Source organism: Streptomyces sp. NPDC054783 (assembly GCF_053611725.1).
Map to the genome: position 1 here is coordinate 76,459 of NZ_JBSHAY010000028.1, position 12,487 is coordinate 88,945.

The 12,487-nt window shown below is 72.1% G+C and carries 10 protein-coding genes; 7 read left to right on the plus strand and 3 right to left on the minus strand.

Features of this window, described 5'->3' with window-relative positions:
- The first annotated feature begins 4 nt into the window (after positions 1 to 4).
- A complete protein-coding gene (locus ACWGJ5_RS35255; RefSeq protein ID WP_453313700.1) occupies positions 5 to 2,227 on the plus strand; it encodes a bifunctional glycosyltransferase/CDP-glycerol:glycerophosphate glycerophosphotransferase in 2,223 nt (740 codons plus the stop codon).
- A gap of 58 nt (positions 2,228 to 2,285) precedes the next feature.
- On the opposite strand, the gene ACWGJ5_RS35260 is transcribed toward ACWGJ5_RS35255, so the two are convergent.
- A complete protein-coding gene (locus ACWGJ5_RS35260; protein ID WP_351615717.1) occupies positions 2,286 to 2,699 on the minus strand; it encodes an organic hydroperoxide resistance protein in 414 nt (137 codons plus the stop codon).
- A gap of 96 nt (positions 2,700 to 2,795) precedes the next feature.
- Here ACWGJ5_RS35260 and ACWGJ5_RS35265 point away from each other — a divergent pair, with 96 nt between their 5' ends.
- Positions 2,796 to 3,308, plus strand: a complete 513-nt coding sequence (locus ACWGJ5_RS35265) for a MarR family winged helix-turn-helix transcriptional regulator (protein ID WP_453313701.1) — start codon at positions 2,796 to 2,798, stop codon at positions 3,306 to 3,308.
- On the opposite strand, the gene ACWGJ5_RS35270 is transcribed toward ACWGJ5_RS35265, so the two are convergent.
- Positions 3,256 to 4,851: a glycosyltransferase family 39 protein gene (locus ACWGJ5_RS35270; RefSeq protein ID WP_453313702.1), complete on the minus strand. Its 1,596-nt coding sequence runs from the start codon at positions 4,849 to 4,851 to the stop codon at positions 3,256 to 3,258. The genes ACWGJ5_RS35265 and ACWGJ5_RS35270 overlap by 53 nt on opposite strands.
- A 230-nt stretch (positions 4,852 to 5,081) precedes the next feature.
- Here ACWGJ5_RS35270 and ACWGJ5_RS35275 point away from each other — a divergent pair, with 230 nt between their 5' ends.
- The 3 genes from ACWGJ5_RS35275 to galE all read left to right on the plus strand — a co-directional run bounded on the left by ACWGJ5_RS35275 (position 5,082) and on the right by galE (position 9,386).
- Complete coding sequence (locus tag ACWGJ5_RS35275) at positions 5,082 to 6,350, plus strand: glycosyltransferase 87 family protein (protein ID WP_453313703.1); 1,269 nt, start codon at positions 5,082 to 5,084, stop codon at positions 6,348 to 6,350.
- A gap of 42 nt (positions 6,351 to 6,392) precedes the next feature.
- Positions 6,393 to 8,264 carry a glycosyltransferase gene (locus ACWGJ5_RS35280; protein ID WP_453313730.1) on the plus strand — a complete coding sequence of 624 codons (1,872 nt, stop codon included), beginning with the start codon at positions 6,393 to 6,395 and terminating at the stop codon, positions 8,262 to 8,264.
- A gap of 141 nt (positions 8,265 to 8,405) precedes the next feature.
- Positions 8,406 to 9,386: a UDP-glucose 4-epimerase GalE gene (gene galE / locus ACWGJ5_RS35285; protein WP_453313704.1), complete on the plus strand. Its 981-nt coding sequence runs from the start codon at positions 8,406 to 8,408 to the stop codon at positions 9,384 to 9,386.
- Between the two features lie 367 nt (positions 9,387 to 9,753).
- Here the strand turns inward: galE and ACWGJ5_RS35290 are convergent, their stop codons facing one another.
- Positions 9,754 to 10,380 (minus strand): TetR/AcrR family transcriptional regulator, encoded by a 627-nt coding sequence (locus ACWGJ5_RS35290; protein WP_453313705.1) that lies wholly within the window; start codon positions 10,378 to 10,380, stop codon positions 9,754 to 9,756.
- Between the two features lie 210 nt (positions 10,381 to 10,590).
- On the opposite strand from ACWGJ5_RS35290, the gene ACWGJ5_RS35295 reads away from it, so the two are divergent.
- Positions 10,591 to 11,505: an ABC transporter permease gene (locus tag ACWGJ5_RS35295; protein ID WP_453313706.1), complete on the plus strand. Its 915-nt coding sequence runs from the start codon at positions 10,591 to 10,593 to the stop codon at positions 11,503 to 11,505.
- Positions 11,498 to 12,334: an ABC transporter ATP-binding protein gene (locus ACWGJ5_RS35300; RefSeq protein ID WP_453313707.1), complete on the plus strand. Its 837-nt coding sequence runs from the start codon at positions 11,498 to 11,500 to the stop codon at positions 12,332 to 12,334. Before ACWGJ5_RS35295 ends, ACWGJ5_RS35300 begins: the two co-directional genes overlap by 8 nt.
- Positions 12,335 to 12,487 lie beyond the last annotated feature (153 nt).

Consider the following 12,487-nt stretch of genomic DNA (forward strand, 5'->3'; position numbering starts at 1 on the left):
CGCCGTGCCCCGCTTCAGTCTGATCGTGCCCTGCTTCAAGGTGCAGGGCTTTCTGCGCGAGTGCCTGGACTCGGTGCTGCTGCAGTCCTTCAACGACTTCGAGCTGATCGCCGTGGACGACCGTTCCCCGGACGGTTGCGGCGCGATCCTCGACGAGTACGCCGAGCGCGACCCGCGCGTGAAGGTGCTGCACCTGCCGGAGAACGTGGGGCTCGGCGGGGCCCGCAACGCCGGGATGCCGCACGCCACCGGCGACTACCTGTTCTTCCTGGACAGCGACGACACCCTCACCCCGGGCGCGCTGGGGGCGATCGCCGACCGGCTGGCGGAGGCCGCGGACCCGGACGTGCTGGTCTTCGACTACGCGCGCACCTACTGGTGGGGCGGCACCCGGCGCAACGCCCTCGCCGAGATCCTCGCCGAGGCCGGCCCGGGCACCTTCACCGTGGACGAGTTCCCGCGGATCCTGGACCTGCTGATGGTGGTGTGGAACAAGGTCTACCGGCGCGAGTTCGTGGAGTCGGAGGGCTTCGCGTTCCCGCCCGGCTACTACGAGGACACGCCCTGGACCTTCCCGGTCATGCTCAGCGCCCGGCAGATCGCCGCGCTGGACCGGATCTGCCTGAACTACCGGCAGCGCCGGCAGGGCAACATCCTGTCCACGACCAGCCGCAAGCACTTCGACATCCACGACCAGTACGAGCGGGTCTTCGCGTTCGTCGAGCAGCACCCTCGGCTCGCGCACTGGCGGCCGTACCTGCACCGCAAGATGGGCGAGCACTGCCTGGACATCCTGGCCAAGCCGGACCGGCTGCCGCCCGCCGACAAGGCCGAGTTCTTCCGGCGCACGCGGGAGATGTTCCGGCGCCACAAGCCGGCCCAGGGCGCCCTGGCCGACGGCGACGCGGGCCTGTTGGAGGGCTCCTGGACGGCGTACCGGATCGGGCGGCAGGCCGCGCGGGCCGGGCAGGAGGCGGCCCGGCGGGCCGGTCCGGTCCGCGGCGCGGTCGCCGCCCGGGCCCGCTCCGGCTGGGCGGCCGTGCACGCGCTCCGCCCGCTGGACCCGCACCTGGTCGTCTACTCGGCGTCCTCGCACCAGGGCATGCTCGGCGACCCGGCCGCCGTGTACGCCAAGGCCCGGGAGATCGCTCCGCAGCTGCGCGGGGTGTGGGTGGTGAGGGACGAGGAGACCGCCGACCGGCTGCCGCCGGACGTGGAGTACGTGATCACGGGCTCCCGGCGCTGTCTGGAGGTCACCGCGCGGGCGACGTTCTTCGTCAACGACGTCAACTGGCCCGGCACCCTGGCCAAGCGGCCCGGCAGCGTGCACATCCACACCCACCAGGGGACCCCGCTGAAGTACATGGGCGCCGACCTGCTGGACAAGCCGGGCGCCAGGCTCGGCTTCGACGTGCCGCAGATGCTGCGCCGGGCCGACCGCTGGGACTACAGCCTGGTCGCCAACCGCCACTCGGAGCTGGTCTGGGAGCGGGCCTACCCCTGCCACTTCACCTCGCTGCGCACCGGCAGCCCGCGCAACGACGTGCTGGTGAACGGCCGCGACGGCGACTTCCGGCAGCGGTACGGCATCCCGGAGACGGACACGGTCGTGCTGTACGCGCCGACCCGCCGGGACTACCGGCGCAGCGGGCACGTGGACCGGATCGACCTCGCCCGGTTCGCGGCGGATCTGGGCGAGTGCCTGGGCGAGGGGCACACCCTGGTGGTCCGGCTGCACCCGTCGCTGGCGACCGGTCCGGCGCGGGGCATGGGTCTGGCCGAGCTGGCCCGGCGCCAGATCGTCGTCGACGCGACCGACGAGCCGCGCGTGGAGGACGTCCTGCTCGCCGCGGACGTGCTGGTCACGGACTACTCGGCCGTGATGTTCGACTACGCCAACCTGGACCGGCCGATCGTGGTGCACGCCGACGACTGGCCCGCGTACACCGCGAGCCGGGGCGCCTACTTCGACATCACCGCCGAGCCGCCCGGCCATGTCGCGGGCTCCTACCGCGAGTTGGCCCGGCTGTTCGCCTCGGGTTCCTGGCGGGACGAGGAGTCGGCGCGGCTGCGGGCGGAGTTCCGGCAGCGGTTCTGCGAGTTCGACGACGGCGGGGCCGCCGAGCGCGTCGTACGGACGCTGCTGCTGGGCGAGCCGATGACCGGCCCGGGAACGGTCCGGATCCCGGGCCAGGCGGCCGGCCGGGACGTGCTGGCGCCGGCATAGGGGCACACGTTCGAGGGTGCCGGCCAGGACCGGCACCCTCGGACGTAGCTCTGGGGGACTACTCGATGACGAGGTCGACGTCGATGTTGCCGCGGGTGGCGTTGGAGTAGGGGCAGACCTGGTGGGCGGTCTCGACCAGCTTGCGGCCGGTCTCCTCGTCCACGGTGTCGGGCAGCTCGACGCGCAGCGTCACCTTCAGCCCGAAGCCCTCGCCCTGCTTGCCGATGCCGACCTCGGCGGTGACCGCCGCGTCGCTGACGTCGACCTTGGCCTGCCGGCCGACGAGGCCGAGGGCGCTGCCGAAGCAGGCGGCGTAACCGGCGGCGAAGAGCTGCTCGGGGTTGGTGCCCTGGCCGTTGCCGCCCAGTTCCACCGGCGGGGCGAGCTGGAGGTCGATCCTGCCGTCGGAGGAGACGGCACGACCGTCTCGGCCGTGGGTGGCGGTGGCGACTGCGGTGTAGAGCGCGTCCATGGGACCCGTCCTCTCGGTTCGATGCGGTGTCCGTTGCGGGGTTGCCGCGGGCTTGCGAGTACAAGTAGAGCACACAATTAAGTTGCGCACAATCAAATGGAGCGCACGAGCTACCCTGGACCCATGACCGCCTCGCCCACCGCCGACGCCGACGCCGACTGGCTCCGCCTGGACCGCCAGATCTGCTTCTCCCTGCACGCCGCCTCCCGCGCCTTCAACGGCGTCTACCGGGTGATCCTCAAGGACCTCGGGCTCACCTATCCGCAGTACCTGGTGATGCTGGTGCTGTGGGAACAGGGCGACCTGCCCGTCAAGAAGCTCGGCGAGCATCTGAGGCTCGACTCGGGCACGCTGTCCCCGCTGGTCAAGCGACTGGAAGGGGCCGGCCTGGTGCGCCGGGAGCGCAGCACCGAGGACGAGCGCTCGGTGCGGGTCCGGCTCACCGAGGAGGGCGCGGCGCTGCGCGAGCGGGCCCTGGAGGTGCCGCGCTGCATCGCCCGGGCGACCGGCTTCGACCTGGCGGAGATCACCGAGCTGCGCGAACGCCTCGACCGGCTCACGACCGCGCTGGACGCGGCGGCCGTGGAAGCGGGGCACGAGGAGAACTAGCCGACACGGACGGGGACTTCACGGGGTTGCGGACGTACAGCCGTACGGCCGTCCCGCCCCGCAGGACCACCTCCTGCCCGGTGAAGTCCCGCCGCAGCGCGGACAGTTCGGCCCGCCCGGTGCGGTCACGGGGGAGCCGGCGCCCGGCGAGCAGATCCGGGTCCGCCACGACCCACACCCGGTCCAGCCGCTCCATCCGCCGCCGCACCTGACGGGCCCCGGCCTGCCGCCCGTACAGCGTCCCCGAGCCGGCGGCCCCCTCCGCCAACGCCACGTCGCGCGCACCCCGGAACGCGCCCGGATACGTCAGGGCCACGTTCCGCATGTGCGCCGGCAGGAACAGCACGCCGTCACCGGGCGCCAACCCCCGCGCCACGGCCCGGGAGACGGCACCGAGATCGTCGGGCCGGGCAGCGGGGTCGCGGTCGGCACGCAGGACGGGGAGCTGGTGGAGGAAGGCGAGGGCGATGGCGAGGACGCCGGTGAGGGTGACGAGGGGGCTCCGCGAGACCGTGCGGAGCCGCGGCAGAGGGCGCCTTTCCGGCCGGCCGTCGTCGTGTGGGCGCCCCACCGTCCCGGCCACCCGCTCAGCCCCCGCCGCCACCAGCAACGGCGCCCCGCTCAACGCGTACAGCACATACCGGTCGACGAACAGCGGCGAGGCCTGAGAGGCCAGCATCAGCACCGCGGGCGGCACCACGGTCAACGGCAACGCCACCCCCGCAAGAGTGATTTCCCCCCGCCCCACAACTCCCGCCGGTCCGGCCAGTCCGGCCAGGACGAGCAGGAGACACATCCCGCACACCGCCCAGCTCGGCCCGAGAAACCCCCGCACCAGCCCCTCCGCCGTAACCGCCGTGGGTCTCTGCAGCCACGCCACCTGCGCCGCCTGCCCCCGCGACACGAGAACCATCGGGACCAGCGACACCACGACCGCGCCCGCCGCACACCCCCACCCGCGCCACACCCTCCCCCACGCCCGGCTGCTCTCGCGCGGGGGTACCCCGACCCGGGCCAGCGCCAGCGACGCCGCGTGGGCGCACAGCAGCAGCACCGCGAACTCGTGCAGCCAGCAGGTGAGGCCGAGGACGGCGCCGTACGCCACCCAGGAACCCGCCCGGGAACCCCCCTGCACGGCCCGTACGAACAGCAAGGTCGCCCCGGTGGCCCCGGCGGCCACCAGGGCGTAACTGCGGCCCTCCTGCGCATAGTGGCCGGCCATCGGCGCGACGGCGTACAACAGCCCGGCCCACAGCCCGACACGCGGCCGCAGAAGCCGGGCGCCCAGCGCCGCCACCAGCGCTGCCGTCACCGCCGCCGCACACACCGACGGCAGCCGCAGGACAACCTCGCCGGGATGGACGAAGAGGACGGCGTGCACGAGGAGGTAGTACAGACCGTGCACGGCATCCACGTCGTGCAGCAGCAGCCAGATCTGCGGCACCGTACGCCGCCCGACCTGGAAACTGACGGCCTCGTCGCGCCACATCCCGCCCCGGTCCAGCCCCCAGAGCCCGACCGCGAGCATCACCAGCGCGGGCACCCCCACGGCGGTCCGGCGGCGGATCCGGGCCCGGTGGCCGCGCGGCACACGCCTCGGCCCGCCGGCCGGCGCGACACCTGCCGTTGCAGCCGGCCTTCGCGACTGCGGCTTCACAGGAAACCCGACGTTCACCACGGCGTGCCCGATCTTGTGCGATTAACGAACCCTTTTACGGTCATGACGGCGTATCGGCATGGATGCACCATCCGCGCCGCTTAGGCTCCCATGCGATGAACCGTCTCCGTGTCAACTCCGGCCCGGTCCTCGGCGTCACTGCCCTCTGGCTGGCCACCCGTGCCCTGATGCTGTGGCTGCTCACCCACGACAGCACTCCGCTGCTCGGCCGGGGCACGGTGACCCGCGAGGTGTGGCGGCTGTACGCCGACTGGTACGGCGTCCTCGCGCACGGCTCGTTCCCGGCGCACGACACGCTGTGGCAGTACCCGCCGGGCGCCGGCGCGGTGCTGCTGGCCCCGCACCTGCTGCCGTGGCTGACGTACTTCCAGGCGTTCGTGCTGCTCACACTGGCCATGGACGCGCTGGTCACGGCGGCACTGACCCGCGCGGGCGGACTCCCCGGGCGCAGCCTGCTCGGCGCGGCCCTGTGGACGGGCGGCCTGCCGCTGCTGCTGCACCTCCCGCTCGCCCGGTACGACGTCCAGGTCACCGCCCTCGCCGTGCTCTCCCTGCTGGCGGTGGGCCGCTCCCCGCGCGCGGGCGGGGTGTGCGGGGCGCTGGGCGCACTGGTGAAGGTGTGGCCGGCGCTGGTGCTCCTGGGCACGCCCAAGGGCCGGGCGACGCACCGGGCGTGGGGGTGGGCGGCGGCCGCCGGAGCCGCCGCGTTCGGTGTGCTCGCCGTGTCGTTCGCCCATCCCCTGTCCTTTCTGCGCGGGCAGGGCGGGCGGGGCGTGCAGATCGAGTCGCTCGGCGGTACGGCGCTGAACCTGGCGCGGCACGCCGGCTGGCCGGGCCGCGCGCACTACCGGTACGGCGCCACCGAGCTGGTCGGCCCGCACGTGCGCGAGGTCGCCACCGTCTCCCTCGCGCTGACGGTGGTCGCCTTCGCGCTGCTGGTGCTCTGGCGGGCGCGGGCGCGGCTGTGGAGCGAGGCGACGCCGTTCGACGCGGCCCTGAGCGCGGTGCTGCTGTTCACGGTCACCAGCCGGGTGATCAGCCCGCAGTACATGATCTGGCTGCTCGGTCTCGCCGCGGTGTGCCTGACCTCGCGGCACACCAGCCAGCGGCCGGTGGCGGCGCTGGTCCTGGCGGCGACCGCGCTGAGCACCCTGGTGTTCCCGACGCACTACGCCGAGGTGGTCGACGGCACCTGGACCGGCTGTCTGCTGATGCTGGCCCGCAACGGGATCCTGGCGGCCGCGTCCGTGCTGTCGTTCGTCCGGTTGTGGCGATCGACCGGTCCGGATGAAAAGAGCGTGCGGACGACGGAACCCCGACCCGATTCCCACCGTCTTCCGGACCGAGCGCTAAGCGTCTCTTAACCGGGTATTACCGAAAATTTCTACGCTCCGCCCGTGGACCCGATGCGACCAGACCCGCCAGACAGGCCCGACACTACAGACCGGCCCGACCGGTCGGACACCGCTGAACCGCCACGCGCGGGGCAGGTCGGTGTGGTCGTCATCGGTTACAACGACCTTGCCCATGTGGGTGACGCCGTGCGTTCGGCGCTCGCGCAGGGGCCCGCGGTCGCCGAGGTCGTCGCCGTGGACGACTGCTCCACGGACGGCAGCGCCGAGCTGCTCGACCGGCTCGCCGCGGACGAACCCCGGCTGCGGGTGGTGCGCCGGAACGAGAACAGCGGCGGCTGCGGCAGCCCGCGCAACGCCGGGATCGACGCGGTGACCACGCCGTACGTGATGTTCCTGGACAGCGACGACGTGCTGCCGCCCGGCGCGGTGGACGCGCTGCTGGCGGCGGCCACGGGGGCGCACGCCGAGGTCACGAGCGGACTGTGCGTACGCCGGGAGCTGCCCTCGGGGCGCGAACAACCCTGGCAGGAAGCCCTCTACACGGCGCACACCGTGCTGGCGCGCCCCTCCCAGCGCCCGCGCCTGGTCCACGACACGCTGTGCGTCAACAAGCTGTACCGCACCGACTTCCTGCGCGAGCACGACATCCGGTTCCCCGAGGGCCGCTTCCTCTACGAGGACATCGTCTTCACCGCGCGCGTGCTGGCCGCCGGCCCGCGCCTCGCGCTCGTCCCGGACCTCGTGTACGTGTGGCATGTGCGCCGCGCCGCCGAGCAGTTGTCGCTCTCGCTGGACCGGGAGCACATCGACAACTGGAAGGCGCGCGTGGAGGCGTGCGCGCTGGCGTACGAGATCCTGCTGGGCGCCGGGCAGAAGGAGCTGGCACGGGCGGCGCGGGCCAAGTTCCTCGACCACGAGGTGCGCATGTACACGCGCGAGCTGGGGTTGCGCGACGCGGACTACCGGCGCGCGTGGTGGGCGCACACCCGGGAGTATCTCGCGCGCTACGACGCCGCCGACTGGGAGCTGGACCCGGGCGCCCCGGGCCGGCTGCTCGCACAGGTCGTCCTGGAGTCGCCCGAGCCCCGCGACCTGCCCCGGATCCGCGAGCTGGCCGCCCGCCCGGCGCGTCTGCTGCCGCCCTACGCCCGCACCCCCGACGGCGACCCGGTCTGGTCCACCGACCTCCCCCAGGCCACCCTCGCACCGCTCCTGACCCGCCCCACCGACCGCCTTCCGCTCGCGGTGGACGCGGAACTGCACCCACGCGCGCGTGCCTCGCTGCTCCGTCTCCGACTCCACGAGCTGTACGGCAGGGTGGCCGAAGCCGGCCCACGCGAGGTGGACGTGGAGTGGCAGTCCCGGGACGACGACCGGACACGGGGGCGTACGACGGTCCGGCTCACGCCTTCGGGCGTGGGGACCGGCACGGAGGCCGACACGGAGGCCGGCGCACGGATCGGTACGGAGGCCGGCGCAGGGACCGGCGCGGAGTCAGGCGTGCGGACCGGTACAGAGCCCGGCGCAGGGACTGGTGCGCGGACCGGTTCGGAGACCGGTGTGAAGACCGGCGCGGAAAGCAGCGCACACAACGGCGCACTCGACGGCGCGCGCAGCGGCGCGAAGATCGGCCCCGCCAGCTGGTCGGCCGAGCTGCCCGTCGGCCTGGACGGGCTCGGCGCCGGCACCTGGGACCTGCGGCTGACCGTGCGCTTCGCCGACGGCACACAGCGGGAGGTGACGGCGCACGCCCTGACGGGCGCCGGCCGACTGCGCCGGCGCGCCGTCCCGAGCGTGCGGCACGGTGTGCTCCTGGTGCAGCCGTACGCCACGCACTCCGGCGCGCTGGCCCTGCGCGTGGCGGCCGGCGTGCGCGGGGTGATGCAGGTGGCGCGCAGCAGGCTCCGCCGCCTGCTTCACTGAGACGTCGGCTGATTCACCGGGACACACCCACCGCGTCACCGGGACACCCGCCGACCCGGCGGGACGCCCACTGCTTCACTGAAAGACACCCGTTGCTCCACCGAGCGGCTGAACGGGCCAACTGACGAGGAGACGGCCGCAATGACCTGGCTGATCACCGGCGGTGCCGGATACATCGGGGCACACGTCGTACGGGCGATGACCGAGGCGGGCGAACGCACGGTCGTCTACGACGACCTGTCCACGGGCGTCGCCGAGCGCATCCCGGCGGAGGTCCCCCTGGTGCGGGGCTCCGTCCTGGACGCCGAGCTTGTGGCCCGCACGCTCGCCGAGCACGAGATCAGCGGGGTCGTGCACCTGGCGGCGAAGAAGCAGGTGGGCGAGTCGGTGGAGCGCCCGCTGGACTACTACCGGGAGAACGTCGAGGGCCTGCGCACCCTCCTGGAGGCGGTGACGCGGGCGGAGGTCCCGTCCTTCGTCTTCTCCTCCTCGGCGGCCGTGTACGGCATGCCGGACGTCGACCTGGTGACGGAGGAGACCCCCTGCCGGCCGATGTCCCCCTACGGCGAGACGAAGCTCGCCGGCGAGTGGCTGGTCCGCGCGACGGGCAGGGCGACCGGCATGTCCACGGCGTCGCTGCGCTACTTCAACGTGGCGGGCGCGGCCGGCCCGGAACTCGCCGACACCGGCGTGTTCAACCTCATCCCCATGGTCTTCGAGAAGCTCACCGAGGGCGCGCCGCCGCGCGTCTTCGGCGACGACTACCCGACGCCGGACGGTACCTGCGTACGCGACTACATCCACGTGGTCGACCTGGCCGAGGCCCACGTCACCGTCGCCCGCGCCCTGGCCTCCTCCCCCGGCACCGACCTGACACTGAACATCGGCCGCGGCGAGGGTGTGTCGGTCCGCGAGATGATCGACCGCATCAACGCGGTCACCGGCTACGACCGCCCGCCGACCGTCACACCGCGCCGCCCCGGCGACCCCGCCCGCGTCGTCGCCTCGGCCAACCGCATCGCCACGGAACTGGGCTGGCAGGCCAAGTACGACGTCCAGGACATGATCACCTCGGCCTGGGAGGGCTGGGTACACCACCACCCGGAGGCGGCGCGGTCGTAGACGACCACCGACGGACCAGGGGCCGCCCCCCGACCGCGGCCCCGCCCCGGCCCCCTGCCCCCACACAGCTGCAGGCAGTCGCACCGCCAGGACAGCACCCACCCACCAACGGCACCCGTGCCACCGCACCCACGCAGCTACGGACAGTCGTGCCGCTGGGGCGGCGCGGGTGGGCGCAGCGGCACCCCGCCGGCGCGGGCAGGCGAAACACCCCGTCGCCCGACCGCGGGCACCCCGCACCCCACCAGCACCGGCAAGCAGGACACCCCGTCAGGCCGGCGGCAGCCCCGGCGAGCGAGACCCCGTCAGGCCGGCGGCAGCCCCCGCGAGCGAGACCCTGTCAGGCCGGCGGCAGCGCGCGGTGCGATCACAACGCCTTGAGCGCCCCCGCCGTGGCCCGAGCCAGCTTCTCAAGGTAGCCCTTGGGCAGCTTCGGGGAACGGATGACCACTGCGCGCCAGTACAGCGGACCGGAGATCAGGTCGAGCGCGAGGTCGGGGTCGACGCCCGCCCGCACCTCCCCCCGCTGCTCCGCCGCCGCCACGATCTTGCTGGCCACGCCCTCCTGCCCGTCCCGCAGCGCCTTCTGGAAGGCGTCGGCGATGTCGGGATTGCGGGCGGCCTCCGCCTGGAGGTCGGGGATGATCTGCGAGGCGACCGGATGGCGCAGGGCGCGGGACGTGACCTCGTACAGCAGGCGCAGGTCGCCCTCCAGAGAACCCGTGTCGGGGACCGGCAGACCCAGTACCGCCATCGCCGACACGACGTCCAGGACCAGGTGCAGCTTGGACCGCCACCGTCGGTACACCGCGGTCTTGCCGACGCCCGCCCGCCGCGCGATGCCCTCGATGGACATCCGCGCGTATCCGACGGCCGCGAGTTCCTCGAAGACCGCCGCCCGGATGGCCTCGGTCACATCCTCCCGGAGTACGGCGGCCCCGGCAGGGGTCCGGCGGCGCGGACGCGTCGCGGATTCGTCGGCGTTCGTCGTCATGACTCACAGCATAGGGCGTTACGACGAAACGGTTGCGTTCCGACGTCGATTGGTTCTACGCTCACGATGCGACGATACGGTCCCGTTCCGACGTAAGAGAACGTGAAGAGAAGCGTAAGGAAACGAACGCACGTCGGACGGCGGGTCCCCGACGCGCCCCCGGCCCCGGCCGGACGCGCCACCCCCTCCCCCCGAGCGAAAGCAGCGGATGTGAGCCAGGTCCTCGACACACCGCCCCCCACCCAGGCCCCGGCCGACGACGACCTCGCGGCACTGGCCGCCCGCCACGGCCTGTCGGTCAGTGGCGCCCGCCCCTCCCTGCGGGAGTACATCAGCCAGCTGTGGGCCCGGCGCCACTTCATCACCGCCTTCGCCACGGCCAAGCTCACCGCGCAGTACAGCGAGGCCAAGCTCGGCCAGATCTGGCAGGTCATGACCCCGCTGCTGAACGCGGCGGTCTACTACTTCATCTTCGGCGTGCTGCTCGGCACCAAGAAGGGCGTCCCGGACTACATCCCGTTCCTGGTCACCGGCGTGTTCGTGTGGACGTTCACGCAGAGTTCGATCCAGGTCGGCACCCGGGCGATCTCCGGCAACCTGGGCCTGGTCCGCGCCCTGCACTTCCCGCGCGCCGCCCTGCCGATCTCCTTCTGCATCCAGCAGCTCCAGCAGCTGATGTTCTCGATGGCCGCGCTGGTCGTCATCCTGCTCTCCTTCGGCCTGCCGATCACCGTCGGCTGGCTCCTGGTGATCCCCACACTGATCCTGCAGTTCCTGTTCAACGCGGGCATGGCGATGATCATGGCGCGGATGGGCGCCAAGACCCCGGACATCGCCCAGCTGATGCCGTTCGTGCTGCGCACCTGGATGTACGTGTCCGGTGTGATGTGGAGCATCAGCAAGCTCACCAAGAAGGACAACCTGCCGCACATCGTCACGGTCATGCTGGAGAACAACCCGGCCGCGGTCTACATCGACCTCATGCGCTACGCGCTGATCAAGAGCTTCCACGCCAAGCAGCTGCCCCCGCACGTGTGGGCGACGGCCACCGGCTGGGCTCTGCTCGCCGGCGTCGGAGGCTTCATCTACTTCTGGAAGGCTGAGGAGAAGTACGGCCGTGGCTGAGCAGACCCCCACCGAGAAGATCCCCACCGTCGTCTGCGACGGCGTCGACATCGTCTACCGCGTCAACGGCACCGGCTCCGGCCGCGGCTCCGCCACCGCCGCCCTCAACCGCATCCTGCGCCGCAAGCAGACCGAGAAGGCGGCCGGCGTGCGCCGGGTGCACGCCGTGAAGAAAGTGTCGTTCGTCGCCTACAAGGGTGAGGCGATCGGCCTCATCGGCACCAACGGCTCCGGCAAGTCGACGCTGCTGAAGGCCGTCGCCGGGCTGCTCCCCGTGGAGAACGGCCACATCTACACCAACGGCCAGCCCTCCCTGCTCGGCGTCAACGCGGCACTGATGAACGACCTGACGGGTGAACGCAACGTGCACCTCGGCGGCCTCGCCATGGGCATGACGCGAGAGCAGGTCAGGGAGCGCTACGACGACATCGTCGAGTTCTCCGGGATCAACGAGAAGGGTGACTTCATCACCCTGCCGATGCGCACGTACTCCTCCGGTATGGCCGCCCGGCTGCGCTTCTCCATCGCCGCCGCCAAGGACCACGACGTGCTCCTCATCGACGAGGCGCTGGCCACCGGAGACCGCAGGTTCCAGATGCGCTCCGAGGAACGCATCCGCGAACTGCGCGAGAAGGCGGGTACGGTCTTCCTGGTCAGCCACAACAACAAGTCGATCCGCGACACGTGCGAGCGGACCCTGTGGCTGGAGCGCGGCGAGCTGCGCATGGACGGGCCGACCGAGGACGTCATGAAGGAGTACGAGGCCTTCAGCGGCGACAAGAGCGACAAGACGACGACGAAGAAGCCGGCACCCGACAAGGCGACCTGAGCGAGGTCGAGGCGGAGCGGGCCCGGGGTAAGAAGACGGCATAAAAGTTACCGGGAGGGAAACCGTAGGCCACGGAACGCCCTCTTCCTCCTTGGGCCGTTCTTACTCCGAGCGCCGTTATCCCTTTCATCCGCTTAGTGACAGTATGTTATG

Coding starts and splice junctions, on each gene's coding strand:
- ACWGJ5_RS35275 (WP_453313703.1), top strand. CDS start 5,082: ATGAACCGTCTCCGTGTCAACTCCGGCCCGGTCCTCGGCGTCACTGCC.
- ACWGJ5_RS35260 (WP_351615717.1), bottom strand. CDS start 2,699: ATGGACGCGCTCTACACCGCAGTCGCCACCGCCACCCACGGCCGAGAC.
- ACWGJ5_RS35265 (WP_453313701.1), top strand. CDS start 2,796: ATGGAGCGCACGAGCTACCCTGGACCCATGACCGCCTCGCCCACCGCC.
- galE (WP_453313704.1), top strand. CDS start 8,406: ATGACCTGGCTGATCACCGGCGGTGCCGGATACATCGGGGCACACGTC.
- ACWGJ5_RS35280 (WP_453313730.1), top strand. CDS start 6,393: ATGCGACCAGACCCGCCAGACAGGCCCGACACTACAGACCGGCCCGAC.
- ACWGJ5_RS35290 (WP_453313705.1), bottom strand. CDS start 10,380: ATGACGACGAACGCCGACGAATCCGCGACGCGTCCGCGCCGCCGGACC.